General features: G+C 66.3%; 15 protein-coding genes and 3 tRNA genes. 9 read left to right on the top strand and 9 right to left on the bottom strand.

Going from position 1 to position 16,324, the window contains the following annotated elements:
* Window positions 1-468 (top strand): methyl-accepting chemotaxis protein (locus I2H36_RS15195; protein WP_246718851.1); only part of this gene is annotated, 468 nt, incomplete at its 5' end.
* Window positions 469-960: 492 nt separating this feature from the next.
* Here I2H36_RS15195 and I2H36_RS15200 read toward each other — a convergent pair.
* From I2H36_RS15200 to hemC, 7 genes are all read right to left on the bottom strand, one after another.
* Window positions 961-1,035: transfer RNA gene (locus I2H36_RS15200), tRNA-Gly, on the bottom strand.
* Between the two features lie 100 nt (window positions 1,036-1,135).
* Window positions 1,136-1,211 (bottom strand) — tRNA-Ala (locus I2H36_RS15205).
* Window positions 1,212-1,259: 48 nt separating this feature from the next.
* A tRNA-Thr gene (locus I2H36_RS15210) sits at window positions 1,260-1,335 on the bottom strand.
* 81 nt (window positions 1,336-1,416) lie between these two features.
* On the bottom strand, window positions 1,417-3,006 hold the full coding sequence (locus tag I2H36_RS15215) for a heme biosynthesis protein HemY (RefSeq protein WP_196264756.1): 1,590 nt from the start codon (window positions 3,004-3,006) through the stop codon (window positions 1,417-1,419).
* Window positions 3,007-3,024: 18 nt separating this feature from the next.
* Window positions 3,025-4,671 (bottom strand): hypothetical protein, encoded by a 1,647-nt coding sequence (locus tag I2H36_RS15220; protein ID WP_196264757.1) that lies wholly within the window; start codon window positions 4,669-4,671, stop codon window positions 3,025-3,027.
* 198 nt (window positions 4,672-4,869) lie between these two features.
* Window positions 4,870-5,565 (bottom strand): uroporphyrinogen-III synthase, encoded by a 696-nt coding sequence (locus I2H36_RS15225; protein WP_196264758.1) that lies wholly within the window; start codon window positions 5,563-5,565, stop codon window positions 4,870-4,872.
* The gene (gene hemC / locus I2H36_RS15230; RefSeq protein WP_196264759.1) at window positions 5,565-6,506 is read right to left on the bottom strand and encodes a hydroxymethylbilane synthase; all 942 of its coding nucleotides are present in this window, start codon (window positions 6,504-6,506) and stop codon (window positions 5,565-5,567) included. The genes I2H36_RS15225 and hemC overlap by 1 nt, the downstream gene beginning before the upstream one ends.
* Window positions 6,507-6,628: 122 nt before the next feature.
* On the opposite strand from hemC, the gene tsaD reads away from it, so the two are divergent.
* The 4 genes from tsaD to I2H36_RS15250 all read left to right on the top strand — a co-directional run bounded on the left by tsaD (window position 6,629) and on the right by I2H36_RS15250 (window position 9,581).
* Window positions 6,629-7,684, top strand: a complete 1,056-nt coding sequence (gene tsaD / locus I2H36_RS15235) for a tRNA (adenosine(37)-N6)-threonylcarbamoyltransferase complex transferase subunit TsaD (RefSeq protein ID WP_196264760.1) — start codon at window positions 6,629-6,631, stop codon at window positions 7,682-7,684.
* Between the two features lie 168 nt (window positions 7,685-7,852).
* The gene (locus tag I2H36_RS15240) at window positions 7,853-8,128 is read left to right on the top strand and encodes a hypothetical protein (RefSeq protein WP_196264761.1); all 276 of its coding nucleotides are present in this window, start codon (window positions 7,853-7,855) and stop codon (window positions 8,126-8,128) included.
* The gene (locus tag I2H36_RS15245) at window positions 8,125-9,120 is read left to right on the top strand and encodes an NAD(P)H-dependent glycerol-3-phosphate dehydrogenase (RefSeq protein ID WP_196264762.1); all 996 of its coding nucleotides are present in this window, start codon (window positions 8,125-8,127) and stop codon (window positions 9,118-9,120) included. The genes I2H36_RS15240 and I2H36_RS15245 overlap by 4 nt, the downstream gene beginning before the upstream one ends.
* 47 nt (window positions 9,121-9,167) lie before the next feature.
* Window positions 9,168-9,581, top strand: a complete 414-nt coding sequence (locus I2H36_RS15250; protein WP_196264763.1) for an EVE domain-containing protein — start codon at window positions 9,168-9,170, stop codon at window positions 9,579-9,581.
* A 15-nt stretch (window positions 9,582-9,596) separates the two neighbouring features.
* Here the strand turns inward: I2H36_RS15250 and fabF are convergent, their stop codons facing one another.
* Window positions 9,597-10,865 (bottom strand): beta-ketoacyl-ACP synthase II, encoded by a 1,269-nt coding sequence (gene fabF / locus I2H36_RS15255; RefSeq protein ID WP_196264764.1) that lies wholly within the window; start codon window positions 10,863-10,865, stop codon window positions 9,597-9,599.
* Between the two features lie 139 nt (window positions 10,866-11,004).
* Here fabF and I2H36_RS15260 point away from each other — a divergent pair, with 139 nt between their 5' ends.
* The 4 genes from I2H36_RS15260 to I2H36_RS15275 all read left to right on the top strand — a co-directional run bounded on the left by I2H36_RS15260 (window position 11,005) and on the right by I2H36_RS15275 (window position 14,965).
* Window positions 11,005-11,472, top strand: a complete 468-nt coding sequence (locus I2H36_RS15260) for a MarR family winged helix-turn-helix transcriptional regulator (protein WP_196264765.1) — start codon at window positions 11,005-11,007, stop codon at window positions 11,470-11,472.
* 97 nt (window positions 11,473-11,569) lie between these two features.
* Complete coding sequence (gene acs, locus I2H36_RS15265; protein WP_196264766.1) at window positions 11,570-13,528, top strand: acetate--CoA ligase; 1,959 nt, start codon at window positions 11,570-11,572, stop codon at window positions 13,526-13,528.
* 205 nt (window positions 13,529-13,733) lie between these two features.
* Window positions 13,734-14,372, top strand: a complete 639-nt coding sequence (locus I2H36_RS15270) for a VOC family protein (protein ID WP_196264767.1) — start codon at window positions 13,734-13,736, stop codon at window positions 14,370-14,372.
* A gap of 101 nt (window positions 14,373-14,473) precedes the next feature.
* The gene (locus tag I2H36_RS15275; protein WP_196264768.1) at window positions 14,474-14,965 is read left to right on the top strand and encodes a L,D-transpeptidase; all 492 of its coding nucleotides are present in this window, start codon (window positions 14,474-14,476) and stop codon (window positions 14,963-14,965) included.
* Here I2H36_RS15275 and I2H36_RS15280 read toward each other — a convergent pair.
* Window positions 14,962-16,269, bottom strand: a complete 1,308-nt coding sequence (locus I2H36_RS15280; protein WP_246718852.1) for a class I SAM-dependent methyltransferase — start codon at window positions 16,267-16,269, stop codon at window positions 14,962-14,964. The two genes, I2H36_RS15275 and I2H36_RS15280, sit on opposite strands and share 4 nt — an antisense overlap.
* Between the last annotated feature and the right edge of the window lie 55 nt (window positions 16,270-16,324).

The raw sequence follows: 16,324 nt of genomic DNA on the forward strand, positions 1-16,324 counted from the left end.
ACCAACCTCCTGGCGCTCAACGCCACCATCGAGGCGGCGCGCGCCGGCGAGGCCGGCAAGGGCTTTGCCGTGGTGGCCACCGAAGTGAAGGAGCTCGCCTCGCAGACAGCCAAGGCGACGGAGGAGATCTCGGCCCAGATCGGCTCGGTGCAGCAGGCGACGCAGCAGACGGTGGCGGCGATCCAGGAGATCGCGCGCACGATCACCGAGATGAGCCAGATCTCGACCTCGATTGCGGCCGCCATGGAGGAGCAGGGGGCGGCCACCGCCGAGATCGCCCGCAACGTGCAGGAGGCGGCGCGCGGCACGGAAGCCGTGACCGGCAGCATCGTGGACGTGCAGCAGGGCGCCGGCGAGACCACCGCGGCAGCCAGCCAGGTGCTGGGGGCCGCCCAGGAGCTGTCGCGCCACTCCAACGACCTCTCCCGCGAGGTCACCGACTTCCTCACAGGCGTCAAAGCCGCCTAGACGTCGCTTCTCTCCGCCAGACACAGAAGACCCGGCAACGCTTAGCCGGGTCTTTTTCTTTGCCGCTACGCTGAAACAAGCGTCCGGTGAGGGGTTTAGTAGTCATGACGGGTCGTGATCCAAACCTGGAAGTACCCGTCACGGACAACGGATTGGCATGACGTTCTGAGTGGGTTCTTCACGGACGCTGATCCCGCAACCTGATGAGCCGGGCACCCGCCCCGGTCTGAATGGATGGAGGTTCGCATAGCGATCTCGAATGGGCTGACCGCCCCCTCCACGTTGCGAAGTTGAGCGTCGGAGGCAGCCTTCAGCCCGACAATCTGCACAATATGACCGGTTCAAGAACCGGATGAACGTCAATGACGCGTGACCTCGAGTCACCGCGGGCCCATTTTCCTTCATGGAATGGGCCCGTTTTCTTGAGCTGGTGCTGAAAACACGAAAGGCGCCCGGAGGCGCCTTGTCGATGAATTTCTCGATTTACGGAAATGGAGCGGGCGAAGGGATTCGAACCCTCGACCCCAACCTTGGCAAGGTTGTGCTCTACCCCTGAGCTACACCCGCACGCTCCGTCTCGTCTTCAACACGCACCGTGTGGACCGAAAAAACCGGAACCACTTTTCGCTCGCGCGGCCCGCTGGGTCCGCACGATCCGAAAGCAGGATGGTGGAGCCAGGCGGGATCGAACCGCCGACCTCTTGCATGCCATGCAAGCGCTCTCCCAGCTGAGCTATGGCCCCCTGCCCTTCCTTCCCATCTCCGGCAACCTTCGCCGCCAAGGATGGAAATGGTGCCGCAAGAGGGATTCGAACCCCCGACCCCCTCATTACGAATGAGGTGCTCTACCAGCTGAGCTATTGCGGCATCGCAAATCTTGCGATCCGAGAGGCCGCCCTCTTACCCCCTCGCCTGCCGGTTGGCAAGGCGGGAAAGATTGGAAAGGTTTTACCAGACCGAAAAAACGCTGCGGCGCGCGGCCGCCTCCAGCTTCGGCTTTGGCACGTCCGGAGGCGTTGCCGGGAAGACCACAGGCCCGGGCGGCGGCAGGGGCGTTTCCTCCTTCACAGGCTCCGCATCATTCAGGGCAGCTTTCAGCTCGCTTTTCAGGACATCGTCTTCTGACTCGGGGAGCGGGTCGCTCGGGGCTACAGCTTCGGGGGCCGTTTCTGGCGCGGCCACAGCCGGCAGCGGCCTCCGTTCCTCGTCGAGATCGGCCGTTACGTCATCATGCAAGGTGAGTTCGGGAGCGACCAGCATATCCGGCGGCGCCTGCCAGACGAAAGCATCAAGGCGACCGGTGACGGGCGAGATCGGCAGCCAGTGATCCGACACGACCCCGTCGGCGATCCAGGCCGGATCCCGCGGCGCGCGGGTGGCGCGGGCAAGCCATTCGCGGCCCCGGCCCGTGGAGCCATGCTCCGCCTGCTCCAGATCGGACATGAGGAGGCAGACCCGCATGCTCGGCCGGTCCTGCAGCAGCGGCTCCAGGGCGTCGCGGGCGCGGGCGAATTCGCGGGCCTCGAGAGCCGCGCGGGCCACCGCCAGCCGCCCTTCCGGCGCACTGCCGGAAATCTTCATGAGGGTCTCGGCCCGCTTGAGCCGGTCGAGGCCGGAATCGCCCGGACGCAGGTTGAGATAGACGTCCGCCAGGTCCGGATGGGGCAGGCTGCGCCAAGCTCCTTCCACCACCTTAGCACTCTTACGCAGATCGCCCTTGCGCGACAGAAGCCGGCCGGCCATCGCAGCGGCCGGCACGAGATCGGGTGCGAGCCTCACCGCATCCTGTGCGCTCCTGAGGGCGCCGTCGGGATCGTGATCCATGCGCTCCAGGGCATCGGCGGTGAGCAGGACCGCCCGGTGGCGCTTGGCCGTGGTCTTGTTCAGGAGCCCGAGGGACGCCCGCCGTTCGACGGCTTCCAGGGCTCCGCGCCAATCGTGATCGGCACAGCGTGCCTCAAGCACCGCATCGCTCGCCCAAGCGGCAGCGGGCGCCAGACGCACCGCCTCGGAGGCATATTGCTGAGCCTCCCCCACGTCGCCCCGGCGCCGGGCCTCGACAAAGAGGCCGCGCAGGCCGAGCACGCGGGTCTCGTCCTCCTCCATCATCTGGCTGAAGGCGGCTTCAGCCGCCTCGCGGTTGCCGGAGACCTGGGCTGCCTGCGCCTTGAGCAGGAGCGTCAGGGGCTCGCGCCCGAGCAGACGCTCGGCCTCGTTGGCATAGCGGCGGGCCGCAATGGTGTCGCCTGCGCCCACGGCCACCATGCCGCGGGAGACCGCCTGGTAGCCCCTGGAGCGGCGGCGGGCCCGCGACGCAAAGGTCAACCGGGAGGGCAGGTGCAGGATGCCGGACACCAGGGACCAGAGCAGGGCCAGGAACAGCGCAAGGCCCGTCAGGGCGATGGTCGCGACCGCCACCGACATCTGGATCTCATAGCCTGCGAAGGTGATCAGAACCGTCCCGGGCCGGTCGGCCAGCCAGACCGCGCCGAAGGCCGCGACGCAGAGAAGACCGATGAAGACGAGAGCGCGCCACATGCTGGGCTGATCCTTTTCTTATTGCGTCGAGCGGTTGAGGGTGGCGAGAGCATCCGTGCTGATCGCTTGAGCGGCCTGGTACGCTCCGGCGACGGCCTTGACCTGCCGGCCCCATTCCTCGGACACCCGTCGGGCCGGCTCCGGCAGGGCATCCCAGGCGGCAGCCGCCTCTACCACGTCGCCGCGTTCCAAGGCGTGCCGGATGCGGGTGACAAGAGCAGGAACGCCGCTGCCGCCGGGTTCGTTCACGGGCCTGACCGTCACCACCTTGTCGGCCATGCGCAGAATTCGGTCGGTCCAGCCTTCGGCCGGGCCGCGGTTCTCGCGCAGGATCGTGGTCTCGACCGGCTCGAAGCTCTGGGCCAGGGCGGCCGGGGTCGGGGCGCCCTCCTGGGCGAAGGGTTCAAGGGGCACTACCCGGGCCGGATCGGCACCGGCCTTTTTCACGCCGTCGAGCACCTCCGTATAAGGGGTGCCGCCCCGCAGGGCATCGTTCAGGCGCCCGGCCAGGACGACACGGGTGCCGGTCTGGCTTGCCGTCATCGCATTCCTGGTGTTCTCGACCGCCTGCTGGGACAGGGCGGCAAGGCGCTGCTCCTGCTCACCGAAGCGACGGTCCGTGTCGGCCAAGCGCCGGCTGCTTTCCGCCAGCTGGCGGTCGAGATCGGCCAAGCGCCGGTCGGTGTCCTGGAAGCGCTGCTCGCGCTCACTGACGCGGCGATCGAGATCCGCCAGACGCCGGTCGAGCTCCTGCGTGACACTCGCTGCATTCGTGGCGTTCTGCCCGTTCGTCCGCACCTGCTCGTCAAGCGCCCCGAGGCGGGTGGAGAGATCGGCCAGCGCGGCCTCTGACTGGGGAGAGGTTTGTGGCTGGGCCGCTTCCGGCGCGGGGCGGTTAAGAGCCTCCTGCGCCTGGGACGCCGCTTGCTGGGCCGTATTCTGGATGGCCTGAAGGCGCTGGTCGAGTTCACCTCTGGCGGTCTCGAGGGCCTGGATGCGCCCTTCCAGCGCCCCGGCATTGCCCTGCTGTTGGCCGGCGGGTGCTGCCGGCTGCTGCCGCAGCGCATTCACGCGCTGCTCGAGCTGGGCGATGCGAGGGTCGTTCTGGGTGGAAGGTGCTGCCTGCCAAGCCTGCAACCCATAAACGAGGCCTGCGCCGACGAGGCCGCCGAGAAGGCCGGATCCGATCAGGGCGCCGGCGGAGCTGCGCCGCTCAGGAGCGGGTGGCGGTGGCACGGCGTCTGCGCGTGTCTCGGCCGTGGAAGAATCCTGGAAGGAGCTGCCACCTGAACCGGTATCCTCGCCTGCCATGTGCTCAAGGGAGGCTTCGGAGGGAAGCGTATCGGTGCCCGAACCCGAATCGAGGCTGGCTTCCGGGGACGCGACCACATCCTCGGCCGGAGGCTCGCTGCCGCTGGCGATGGTCTCGTCAGGCTGGGCACCCGTCACCGTATCGGCCGCGATCGTCTGCGATGCGCGCGTTTCCGCGTCGACCGTGTCTTGACCAAGAGTGTCCTGGCCGGTGGTCTCCTGGGCGGCCGCCTCGGGATTGGACCGAACGCTGCCATCGTCGATCACGAAGGCCTCCAGATCGATGGTGGCCGGCTCGCGCGAGGGTCTCTTGCGGGAGGATTTCGGGCGTCGGGGGTCTGATGAATCGGTCACGGGTCTCTCTTGCAGGGTCGCTGTCGGGCGAGGTCTTCAAAAGGGCAGTGTGGTAGGCAATTGAGGCAAGCTTGAGCGCTCAGGTTTCGTTCCCTCAAGAGCCGGTGATCGTCCAAGAACGGCAGGCCCATGGGACCATGATCGTCTCCTCTGACAAAGATCCCCGTGGCGGGATCGTAGACGAAGCGGCGGCCAAGGTCATGGGAACCCATCGAGAAGCCGGAACAGGGCTTCCTCCGAGGGCTCCTCCGCCACGAGAGTCGCGGCGCCTGCCGATCTCAGGGGCGCGGCCACATCGGCCGACAGGCAGAGATGGGGGAACATCAGGAGACTCGATGCCAGACCTGCCTCCCCCGCCAGCCGGATCACGAGATCCGCGCTCCTTCGGGAATAATGGAGCGCGGCGCCGATTTGGCCAGTGCGCAGGGCCTCGACGCCGCCGTCCGGCAGCCTCTCCACGGCCTTTGCTTCATAGGCCTCCCATTGAAGCACGGTGAATCCGGCAGCGCGCAGGGAGGCCGCCGGCTCCTCCTTGTGGTGGCGCGCCGTCACGTGAAGCAGGGTCAGGCCGGACGGGAGGGTGCCGCGAATCAGCCGCGACAGGGAGACCGCATCGCCCTCGGCCACGACGATATGGGCAAAGCCTGAGGCGTGCACCCCCTCTGCCGTACGCTCGCCGACGGCGAAGATGGGCGTGGTCCGGTCGAGAGCGGCCAGGGCTGCCTGTGCGTGGACGCTGGTGACGATCAGGGCGTCATAGGGTTCGCTCGGCGCAGGATCGCCGGTCGGCACGATCCGGGTTACGGGCGCAAGGCAGGCCTGATGCCCGCGGGCGGCAAGTTTGTCCGCCGTGCGCGCGGCATCGTCCGCGGAGCGGGTGACAAGGAACCGCATCAGGCTTTGAGAAAATCGGGCGGCATGCGCGCGCGCAATTCGGCTCCAGCCTCGCGCCCGAGCGCCACCGCATCGCCAAGTGAGCCGCGGCGCATGGCTTCCAGGCTCTCGGAGCCATCAGGGCGCAGCACGAGGCCGCGGAATTTGAGCTCGCCGCCGATGAGCCGCGCGTGTCCCGCGATGGGCGTGCGGCAGGAGCCGTCGAGGATGGTGAGGAAGGCCCGCTCGGCCGCGAGCGCATGGCCGGTCGGCGCATCGAGGATTGGCGCCAGCGCCTCCCGAACGCGCTCGTCCTCGGCCCGGACCGCGATGGCGATGGCGCCTTGCCCGACGGCGGGGAGGAAGTCGTCGGTCTCCAGCACCGTGGTGACGTGGTCGGTGAGCCCGAGGCGGCGCAGGCCCGCCATGGCGAGCAGGGTCGCGTCGACCTCGCCGCGCTCCAGCTTGGCGAGCCGCGTCTGCACGTTGCCGCGAAGCAACGTGACCTGGAGATCCGGCCGCAGGCGCCGAACTTGGGCCTGACGCCGCAGCGAGGCGGAGCCCACGACCGCGCCCTGCGGCAGGTCACTGATGCTCTTGAAGCGGTGGCTGATGAAGGCGTCGCGCACGTCCTCGCGCGGCAGGAAGCCGGCGATCACGATGCCCTCCGGCAGGGTCGTCGGCAGGTCCTTGGCGGAATGGACCGCGAGATCGATGGAGCCTTCGAGCAGCGCGATGTCGAGCTCCTTGGTGAAGAGCCCCTTGCCCCCGGCTTCCGACAGGGGCCGGTCCTGAATGGCGTCGCCCGTGGTCTTGATGATCGACAGGGGTAGGTGTTCCACGGTCCAGCCGTCCCCGGTCGAGCCATGGGCGGCGACCAGCCGGTCTTGCGTCTCGTGGGCTTGGGCCAGCGCCAGCGGGCTGCCTCGCGTACCGATGACCAGGGTGGGTGAAGAGGCCATTCTGCCTGATGACTCCAATTCAACGACGATCAAGGTTTGATCTTGTGCGGCGCGGCGGACTATAGGGGGAGGAGCGCCGGGCCGAAACCCCGGACAACACCTTAATCGAGCAGCCACCGACCATGCGCATTCTAGGCATCGAGACCACCTGCGACGAGACCGCGGCCGCCGTGGTCGGCATCGGCTTCGACGGGCGGGGCGAGATCCTCTCCAACGAGGTTTTGAGCCAGATCGCCGAGCACGCCCGCTATGGCGGCGTGGTGCCGGAGATCGCGGCGCGCGCCCATGTGGAGGTGATCGACCGCTTGATCGCCCGCGCACTGAAAAACGCGAATTGCTCGGTGAAAGACCTCGACGGCATCGCCGTGGCGGCGGGCCCCGGACTCATCGGCGGCGTGCTGGTGGGGCTCACCACGGCCAAAGCCATCGCGCTCGTGACCCGCAAACCCCTCATGGCGGTGAACCACCTCGAGGCCCATGCGCTCACCGCGCGGCTCACCGACGGCATCGGCTTCCCCTATCTGCTGCTCCTCGCCTCCGGCGGCCACACGCAGCTCGTGGCGGTGCGCGGCGTCGGCGATTACGTGCGCATCGGCACCACCATCGACGATGCCATCGGCGAGGCCTTCGACAAGGTCGCCAAGATGCTCGGCCTGCCCTATCCCGGCGGCCCGCATGTGGAGCGCGAGGCGGCCAAGGGCAATCCCGAACGCTTCGCCTTCCCGCGCCCGATGCAGGGCCGGAAGGAGCCGAACTTTTCGCTCTCCGGTCTCAAGACGGCCGTGCGGATCGAGGCGGAGAAGATCGCGCCGCTCACCGCCAGCGACATCGCGGATCTCTGCGCCAGTTTCCAGGCCGCCATCGTCGACGTGGTGGTGGACCGCACCCGCGTGGGGCTTCGCGCCTTCCGCGAGATCGCCGGCCATCCGGCGGCGCTCGTGGTGGCGGGCGGCGTTGCCGCCAACCAGGGCATGCGCCAGGGACTGCAGCGGCTCGCGGTCGAAGCCGGCCTCAAGCTCGTGGCCCCGCCTCTGCACCTGTGCGGCGACAACGGCGCGATGATCGCCTGGGCGGGCCTGGAGCGCATGCGGCTTGGCCTCATCGACGACATCGGCGCTCCAGCCCGCGCCCGCTGGCCCCTCGACACCAGCCGCGACGAGGCGGGAGCGAAGGCGTAGCATGGCCGTGCTAGAGGACGCTCTGATGCACAGTCACTTTCTCCCTCCCCCTTGTGGGGAGGGGCCAGGGGTGGGGGTGCAAGCGCGAACCTATGACGGTCTGGTGCTCACACCCCCACCTCCAACTCCTCCCCACAAGGGGGAGGAGGGCTTGGAGAACGCCGAGGGATGAGCAGCACTCTCAAACTAACCTGTAGCTTGGCAGCCTTCATTGTTGGAGCGGCCATCGGTGCGTTGGCCGGCACGCTCGCCGCTGCTGAAATTTTTGCACTTGGCTTCGGGATAAGCGCTGCTTCAGCAGAAGGAACAAAACACGAGTTTTATTTGATCCTTATGACCTTCAACGGAGCGATCTTCGGCTTTGTCGGAGGCGGCGTTGCAGGCCTTATGCTGATACGAAGCATGCTTCGCGCCAAATCCTCGACTGAGACGCCTCCAAGATGAGCGCGCAACCCCAAACCATCGGCATTGCCGGAGCCGGCGCCTGGGGAACGGCGCTTGCCAATGCGGCAGCCAGCGCCGGCAACGACGTGGTGTTGTGGATGCGCTCGCCCGAGCAGGCGGATGCGCTGGCGGCCACGCGCACCAACGAGCGCTGCCTGCCGGGCGTGAAGCTTCACGAGCGCATCACGCCGACCGCCGAACTCGCCGATCTGGCTTCGACCCGCGTCGTTCTCCTCGTCACGCCCGCGCAGACAACGCGGGAAATGAGCATGGCCCTTGCTTCCGTTCTGCCCGTGGCAACGCCGCTGGTGCTCTGCGCCAAAGGGATTGAGCGCGGCAGCGGAGCCTTCCTCTGCGACGTGGTCGCGGAGGAGCGCCCCAGCGCCCCCGTGGCCGTGTTGTCGGGCCCGAGCTTCGCCCATGATGTGGCGCGCGGCCTGCCCACCGCCGTGACGCTGGCCTGCCGCGATGCGGCTTTGGCCGAGGCGCTGGCCAATGCCCTCTCCGGCCCGACGTTTCGTGTCTATCACCGGGGCGACGTGCGCGGGGTCGAGATCGGCGGTGCGGCCAAGAACGTGCTGGCCATCGCCTGCGGAGCCGTGGCGGGCAAGGGCCTGGGCGAGAGCGCCAAGGCGGCGCTGATCGCCCGCGGCTTCGCTGAGCTCCTGCGCTTTGCCCGCGCCTATGGCGGCAACCCTGAGACCCTCATGGGGCTCTCGGGTCTTGGCGATCTGGTGCTCACCTGCTCCACGGCGCAATCGCGCAACTTCGCCTTCGGCCAGCGCCTCGGCCAGGGCATGAGTGTGGAGGAAGCCGCCGGCGGCAAGCTGGTGGAGGGCGCCACGACCGCAAGCGCCCTCGTGGCGCTGGCGCGTGCAAAAGGCATCGACATGCCGATTGCGGAAGCTGTCGAGCAGATCCTGTCCGGCGCATGGACTCTGGATCAGGCGGTCGATGCGCTGATGAACCGTCCCATCAAGTCCGAGTATTGAAGCGAAACCCAAAGATTTCGCGACGTAAGTAAAGGGGTAAGCAGAACATGGCCCACTGGCTCTACAAGTCCGAACCCTCCGTCTGGTCCTGGGAGGCGCAAGTCGCGGAAGGCGCGAAAGGCACCCACTGGAACGGCGTGCGCAACCATGTCGCCAAGCAGAACCTGATGGCGATGAAAAAAGGCGAGCAGGGCTTCTTCTACCACTCCAACGAAGGCAAGGCGGTGGTCGGCATCGTCGAAGTGATCAAAGAATACTACCCCGACCACACGGACGAGACGGGCAAGTTCGGCATGGTGGACATCAAGGCGGTGAAAGCTTTCAAGCGCCCGGTCACTCTCGACGAGATCAAGAAGCAGCCCGGCCTCGAAAAGATGATCCTCATCAACAATTCCCGCCTCTCGGTGCAGCCGGTGACGGACGAGGAATGGGCCATCGTGTGCCGGATGGGCGGGCTCTGAGAGCGACCGGTCCGGTCACATCCAGCGCCGCAGCACGATCGACGCATTGACGCCGCCGAAGCCGAAGCCGTTGGACAGGGCGAATTCGATTGGCTGCCTGCGCCCTTCGGGCCCGACGAGATCCAGCCCTTCCGCGCTGGCGTCCGGCTGCGCGAGATTGAGGGTTGGCGGCAATGCACCGTCCCGCAAGGCCAGCAGCGTGAAGATGGCTTCAAGACCGCCCGCCGCGCCGAGAAGATGGCCGGTTGCGGACTTGGTCGCGGAGATCGCCGGGCCCCGCCCCGGAAAGAGGGAGCGGATGGCCGCGAGCTCGCCCCGGTCGCCGACCGGCGTCGAGGTGGAATGGGCGTTGAGATGCTCGATGTCCTGCAGCTGAAGCCCGGCATCCTTGATCGCCAGCGCCATCGCGCGCCGCGCGCCTTCTCCGTCCTCGGGACCTGCGGTCATGTGATAGGCGTCCGCGCTCGTGCCATAGCCGAGGATCTCCGCAAGCGGGGTCGCGCCCCGGGCGCGGGCGTGGTCCAGGTCCTCGATCACGAGAATGCCCGCCCCCTCGCCCATCACGAAGCCATCCCGATCCGCGTCGAAGGGGCGCGAGGCTCTCGAGGGTTCGTCGTTGAACCCCGTCGACAGGGCACGAGCCGCAGCGAAACCTGCGAGGCTCACGCGGTCGATGCAAGCCTCGGCCCCTCCGGCGATGGCAATATCCGCTTCACCGGCGCGGATCAGGCGCGCCGCGTCGCCCAAGGCCTGGACGCTTGCCGCGCAGGCGGTCGTGGGCGCGCCGAGCGGGCCTTTGAACCCGTGCCGGATCGAGACCTGCCCGGCCGCGAGATTGACGAGGAAGGACGGCACGGTGAAGGGCGAAAGCCGGCGCGGGCCCTTGCTGCGAACCGTCTCGGCGGCCTCCATCATGACGGGGAAGCCGCCGACGCCCGAGGCGATCACGGTGGCGGTCCGCTCCCGGTCGGCATCCGTCTCAGGTTTCCAGCCGGCCTGCATCAGGGCTTCTTCCGCCGCGAGGACGGCGAACTGGATGAAGCGGTCCATCTTCTTCTGGTCCTTGATCGAAATAGCCCTATCCGGATCGAACCCGGCCTCAGAATCCATCACCCGGTCGGGGACTGTCCCGGCGATCTTCGCGCCAATGTCCGCCACCATGGCTTCGGGCAGGCGCCGGAGGCCGGATTGTCCGGCAAGGAGCCGTTTCCAGACGGTCTCCACGCCGACGCCGAGCGGCGAGACCAGCCCCATTCCCGTGACGACCACCCGTTTTCTTGCCATGTTCCGACTCGCGATAAATAATGTATATACACTATTTTATGCGGACCGGCTTTGCTAGGGCCAATTTTCATTCGCCGGCATGGCGGGTTCTCGTCGAAAAAAGTGATATTGCCTTTCCGGATTACTCAGGACTTGCGCCATGAAGGACGAAAGAATTCGATCTGTCGCCCAGTCGTGCCTGAGCCGCCGCACCCGCGCGACGGCGGCGGTCCTGTCGCGCCATTACGGCGCGCAGCTCCGGTCGACGGGCTTGTCCGGCGTGGAATTCTCGCTCCTTGTCGCGATTGCGGGCGAGGATGGCCCGAACGTCAGCGCCGTTGCGGAAGCCCTGGGCTTCGATTCCACCACGGTCGTGCGGAACCTGAAGCATCTGGAGCGTCGCGGCTTCGTCGAGAGCGAAGGGGGCCGCGGCCGCACGGGCAAGCGCCTGCGTCTCACGGATGAGGGCGAAGCCGCGATCTCGGCGGCCCTCGACAGCTGGGACGCGGTCAACCGGACGCTCGTCGAGAAACTCGGCGCGGAGCGCGTGAAGGAGGGCCTGCGCTTCCTCGAAGCCCTCGAGGAAGCGGCCCTCGCGAGCGCAGCCCCACGAGCGCCGAAAGTATGAACGACCAAAGTCCGATCATTGTCCCGCTTGCCCGCACCCTCTCTCTTTCCGTAAACCTAACCCTAAATCCATCAGGCAAGCGTCTGGGAGAAGCGCCATGGAAGAGAAGATCTACGACGTGCCGTCCGAGTGGACCCACCGCGCCTATCTGGACGAGGCGGGCTACCGGGCCAAGTACGAGGCTTCGATCAAGGACCCGGAGGCCTTCTGGGCCGAGGAAGCCAAGCGCATCCACTGGTTCAAGGCCCCGACCCGGATCAAGAACACCAATTTCGGCCCCGAGAACGTCTCGATCAAATGGTTTGAGGACGGTGTCACCAACGTGGCCTATAACTGCGTCGACCGGCACCTTCACACCCGCGGCGATCAGGTCGCCATCATCTGGGAGGGCGACGACCCGTCGGAATCGAAGAAGATCACCTACCGGGAGCTTCACGACGAGGTCTGCCGCATGGCCAACATCATGCGCAACCGCGGTGTGGCCAAGGGCGACCGCGTCACGATCTACATGCCGATGATCCCGGAAGCGGCTTACGCCATGCTGGCCTGCGCGCGGCTCGGGGCGATCCACTCGGTGGTGTTCGGCGGCTTCTCGCCGGATTCGCTCGCCAGCCGCATCCAGGACGCGAAATCCGCCTTCATCGTCACGGCCGACGAAGGCCTGCGCGGCGGCCGCAAGGTGCCGCTGAAGGTGAACGTGGACGCGGCGCTCGAACGCGTCGGCGCGGGCGTGGTCGATCACGTGCTGGTGGTGCGCCGCACGGGCGGTGCGGTGAACATGCTGCCGGGACGCGACGTCTATTACGACGAGGCCGCCAGCATGGTGTCCGACGAGTGCCCTTACGAGGAGATGAACGCGGAGGATCCGCTGTTCATCCTCTACACGTCAGGCTCGACCGGCACGCCCAAGGGCGTGCTGCACACCACGGGCGGCTATCTCGTCCATGCGGCAATGACGCACCAATACGTGTTCGACTACCACGACGGCGACATCTACTGGTGCACGGCGGATGTGGGCTGGGTTACGGGCCACTCCTACATCCTCTACGGGCCGCTGGCGAACGGCGCCACCACGCTGATGTTCGAGGGCGTGCCCACCTATCCGACGATCTCCCGCTTCTGGGACGTGATCGATAAGCACGGGGTCAACATCTTCTATACGGCGCCCACCGCCATCCGCTCGCTCATGCAGGCGGGCGAGGAGCCGGTGAAGAAAACCTCGCGCAAGTCGCTGCGCCTGCTCGGTTCCGTGGGTGAGCCGATCAATCCGGAAGCCTGGGAATGGTATCACCGCGTGGTGGGCGACAGCCGTTGCCCCATCGTCGATACCTGGTGGCAGACGGAGACCGGCGGCATCCTGATCGCGCCGCTGCCCGGCGCCACGAAGCTCAAGCCGGGATCGGCTACGAAACCCTTCTTCGGCGTGCAGCCGCAGGTGGTGGATGCGGAGGGCAAGGTGCTGGAGGGCGCGGCCGAGGGCAATCTGGTGATCGCCGATTCCTGGCCCGGCCAGATGCGCACGGTCTATGGCGACCATGAGCGCTTCGTGCAGACCTACTTCTCCACCTATCCAGGCAAGTACTTCACCGGCGACGGCTGTAGGCGTGATGCGGACGGCTATTACTGGATCACCGGCCGCGTGGACGACGTGATCAACGTGTCGGGCCACCGCATGGGCACGGCGGAGGTCGAGTCCGCGCTCGTGGCGCATCCGAAGGTGTCGGAAGCGGCCGTCGTGGGCTATCCGCACGACATCAAGGGCCAGGGCATCTACGCCTATGTGACCCTAATGGCCGGCGAAGAGCCCTCGGAAGAGCTGCGCAAGGAGCTGGTCGCCTGGGTGCGCAAGGAAATCGGCCCCATCGCCTCGCCCGACCTGATCCAGTTCGCCCCCGGCCTGCCGAAGACCCGCTCAGGAAAAATCATGCGCCGTATCCTGCGCAAGATCGCCGAGGACGAGTTCGGCTCGCTGGGAGATACCTCGACCCTCGCCGATCCCGGCGTGGTCGACGACCTGATCACGAACAGGCAGAACAAGCGCACGCAGGCGGCTTGATCGTTTCCTGATCCCCTCGTCATGGCCGGGCTCGTCCCGGCCATCCACGTCTTGGGAACCGCGGCGTCGCAAAGATGTGGATCTCCGGACCAAGTCCGGGGATGACATTGGTGCCGCTCCTTGAGCAACACAGAACTTCAGCCTTAACCTTTGTGTCTAGCCCTTACCCGTTTTTGCATCAGTGTTTCCTGGAGGAGGCACGACGATGTTGAAACTGGATCACCTGACTGTCGTCGCACCGACGTTGTCGGAGGGTGTGGCGCATGTCCGGGATTGCCTTGATCTCGATGTCCCCTTCGGACAGCGTCATGATTACATGGGAACTCACAACCACCTGCTTCAGCTTGGCGACATGGTTTATCTGGAGGTCATTGCTTTGGATCCTGAGGCCCAACCACTAGCCCGGGCCCGCTGGTTCGGGATCGACAACAAGAAAGCCGTCATGGCCGATTGGGAAGCGGGTCGCCGCCTGAGGGGGTGGGTCGCGAGGACAGACGTGATAGATGTCATCCTTGAAGGTCGAGAGACCCTGTTCGGGCGGAAGGTCGCCTTGCCCTGGACGATTTCCTCGTTCGACTTCGCCATTCCCGATGACGGTTCCTTTCCACTCGATGGCGCAGTTCCTTCGATCATACATAGGCGCGGCAAGGCCCGCTCCATGGCGACCATGGCCGACCTGGGGGCAAGGCTACAATCGTTTTCGCTACACCATCCTGACACCGCATCTCTTTCAGAGCTCTATCGGACATTGGAGATCGACCGACCGCCCGCGATCGTACAAGGCAGCGACCTTCGCTATCGGGCACAGATCAAGACGTCGGCCGGTCTGCGGGAGCTTTTGTAACATCCCTTGGATAAGGCGGCATTTCTGGCAGCCTTTTCGCTGGAACCGTAGCCTTATCTTTCGCGTCTCACCTTCACTGTTTCCGCAGGAGGGTTCGAGACATGCGTAGCCTTGCCGCCTTCGCCGCCATCGCCATCGCGACCATGCCGGCCTTCGCCCGCGAGGTCGTGCCGTTCCAGGCCGGGATGTCGCCCGGCACCATCGTGATCAGGACGGCTGAGCGAAAGCTCTATTACGTGCGCGGCGACGGCACCGCCCTGCGCTATCGCGTGGCGGTGGGCAAGCCCGGCAAGCAATGGTTTGGCGAGGCGCGGATCGACGGTAAATACGTGCGGCCGGCCTGGTCGCCGCCGTTGGAAGTGAAACGCGACAACCCGCGCCTGCCCGACGTGATTCCCGGCGGCGCGCCCAACAACCCCATGGGCGCGCGGGCGCTCACCCTCAATCTCGACGAATACGCCATCCACGGCACCAACCGCCCGAGCTCCATCGGCACCTATGCGTCCTACGGCTGCATCCGCATGCTCAACGAAGACATCGTGGATCTCTACGACCAGGTGAATGTGGGCACGCGGGTGGTGGTGGTGCCTTAAGCGTACAAATCCGCCCGTGTCGGCGGCAAACCCGAAGGTCCGCGGGTGCGTCTGGAGGCCAAAGTCTGGTTCACGCCCACCGCACCGCGCTCGAAGGCCAGCGAGCAGCCGGCAAGATAGAGCAGCCACATGCGGGTTTTTTCCGGACCGACGAGCGCCTCCGCCTCCTTGCGGCGGGCGTTGAGGCTCTCCCACCAGAGCCGCGTGGTGCGCTGGTAGTGCTCGCGCCAGGCCTCCACGTCGTGCACCTCGAAGCCATGGCGCTCCAGGTTGGAAATCGACATGCCGAGATGATCGAGCTCGCCGCCGGGGAAGATGTAGCGGGTGAGCGCCTTGTACTCGGGCTTGAGCTTCTGGAACGCCCGCTCACTCTTCTTGGCGCGCCGCGCGATGGTGTGGTGGAGATAGAGCCCGCGCGGGCGCAGTAGGCGGTGCACGGCGCTGAAGTAAGACGGATGGTTGGCAATCCCCACCTGCTCGAACATGCCGATGGAGGAGATCTTGTCGAACTCGCCCTCCACTTGCGTGAAATCCTTCACCAGCACCTCGACGCGATCCTGTAGGCCCAATCGCGCGATCTTGTCCCTGGCGAGCTTCGCCTGTTCTTCCGCAAGCGTTACGCCCGTCGCCTTCACGCCGTAATGCTGCGCCGCATGGCAGATGAGCGCGCCCCAGCCGCAGCCGATGTCGAGCAGGCGCTCACCCGGTTTCAGCCGCAGCTTGCGGCAGATCATGTCGAGCTTGTCGCGTTGTGCGCGGGCGATGTCGTCGTGCCAGTCCGGCTGGAAGTAGGCGCAGGTATAGACCATCTCCGGATCGAGGAAGAGCCGGTAGAATTCGTTCGACACGTCGTAGTGATAGGCGACGTTGGCCTTGTTCGTGGACGGCTTTCCGTCGCGGGCGTCAGGATTCTCCGCAACGCGGGCAAGCGGGCGCGGCATGTCGGCGGGTGCGCGCAGGAAGTGATAGGCGGTCCTCAGGGCCTTGACCTTGCTCACCGCTTTCAGGCGGCGTCCGACTTTCTGCGGGCGCTGGTCGGCCAAGTCGAAGATGGTGCCGTTCTTCAGGTCGAGCAGGCTGGCCACATAGGCGTTGAGCACCGTGTCGAGGTTGGGCCGGCGCAGGAGGGCCGCGATCACGCTCTCGCGCCGGATCACGAGGCGCATGGCGTATGACGGCAGGTCAGCCGGGATCGTCGAGCCGTCCCACAGCTCGAAGCCGAACTGGAGAGCGAGCGCCCGATGCGCGTCGCTCAGAAGATCCCGGAACATCTCCAGCCGTGCCGTCTCGCGCGCGCCAACCATGAGCTTCTCCCCGGGCCAAGGTAGCCGGAGGCCCCAGACGTAACAACCTTCCCGT

It is taken from the genome of Microvirga terrestris (assembly GCF_015694425.1).
GTDB classification, from domain to species: domain Bacteria; phylum Pseudomonadota; class Alphaproteobacteria; order Rhizobiales; family Beijerinckiaceae; genus Microvirga; species Microvirga terrestris.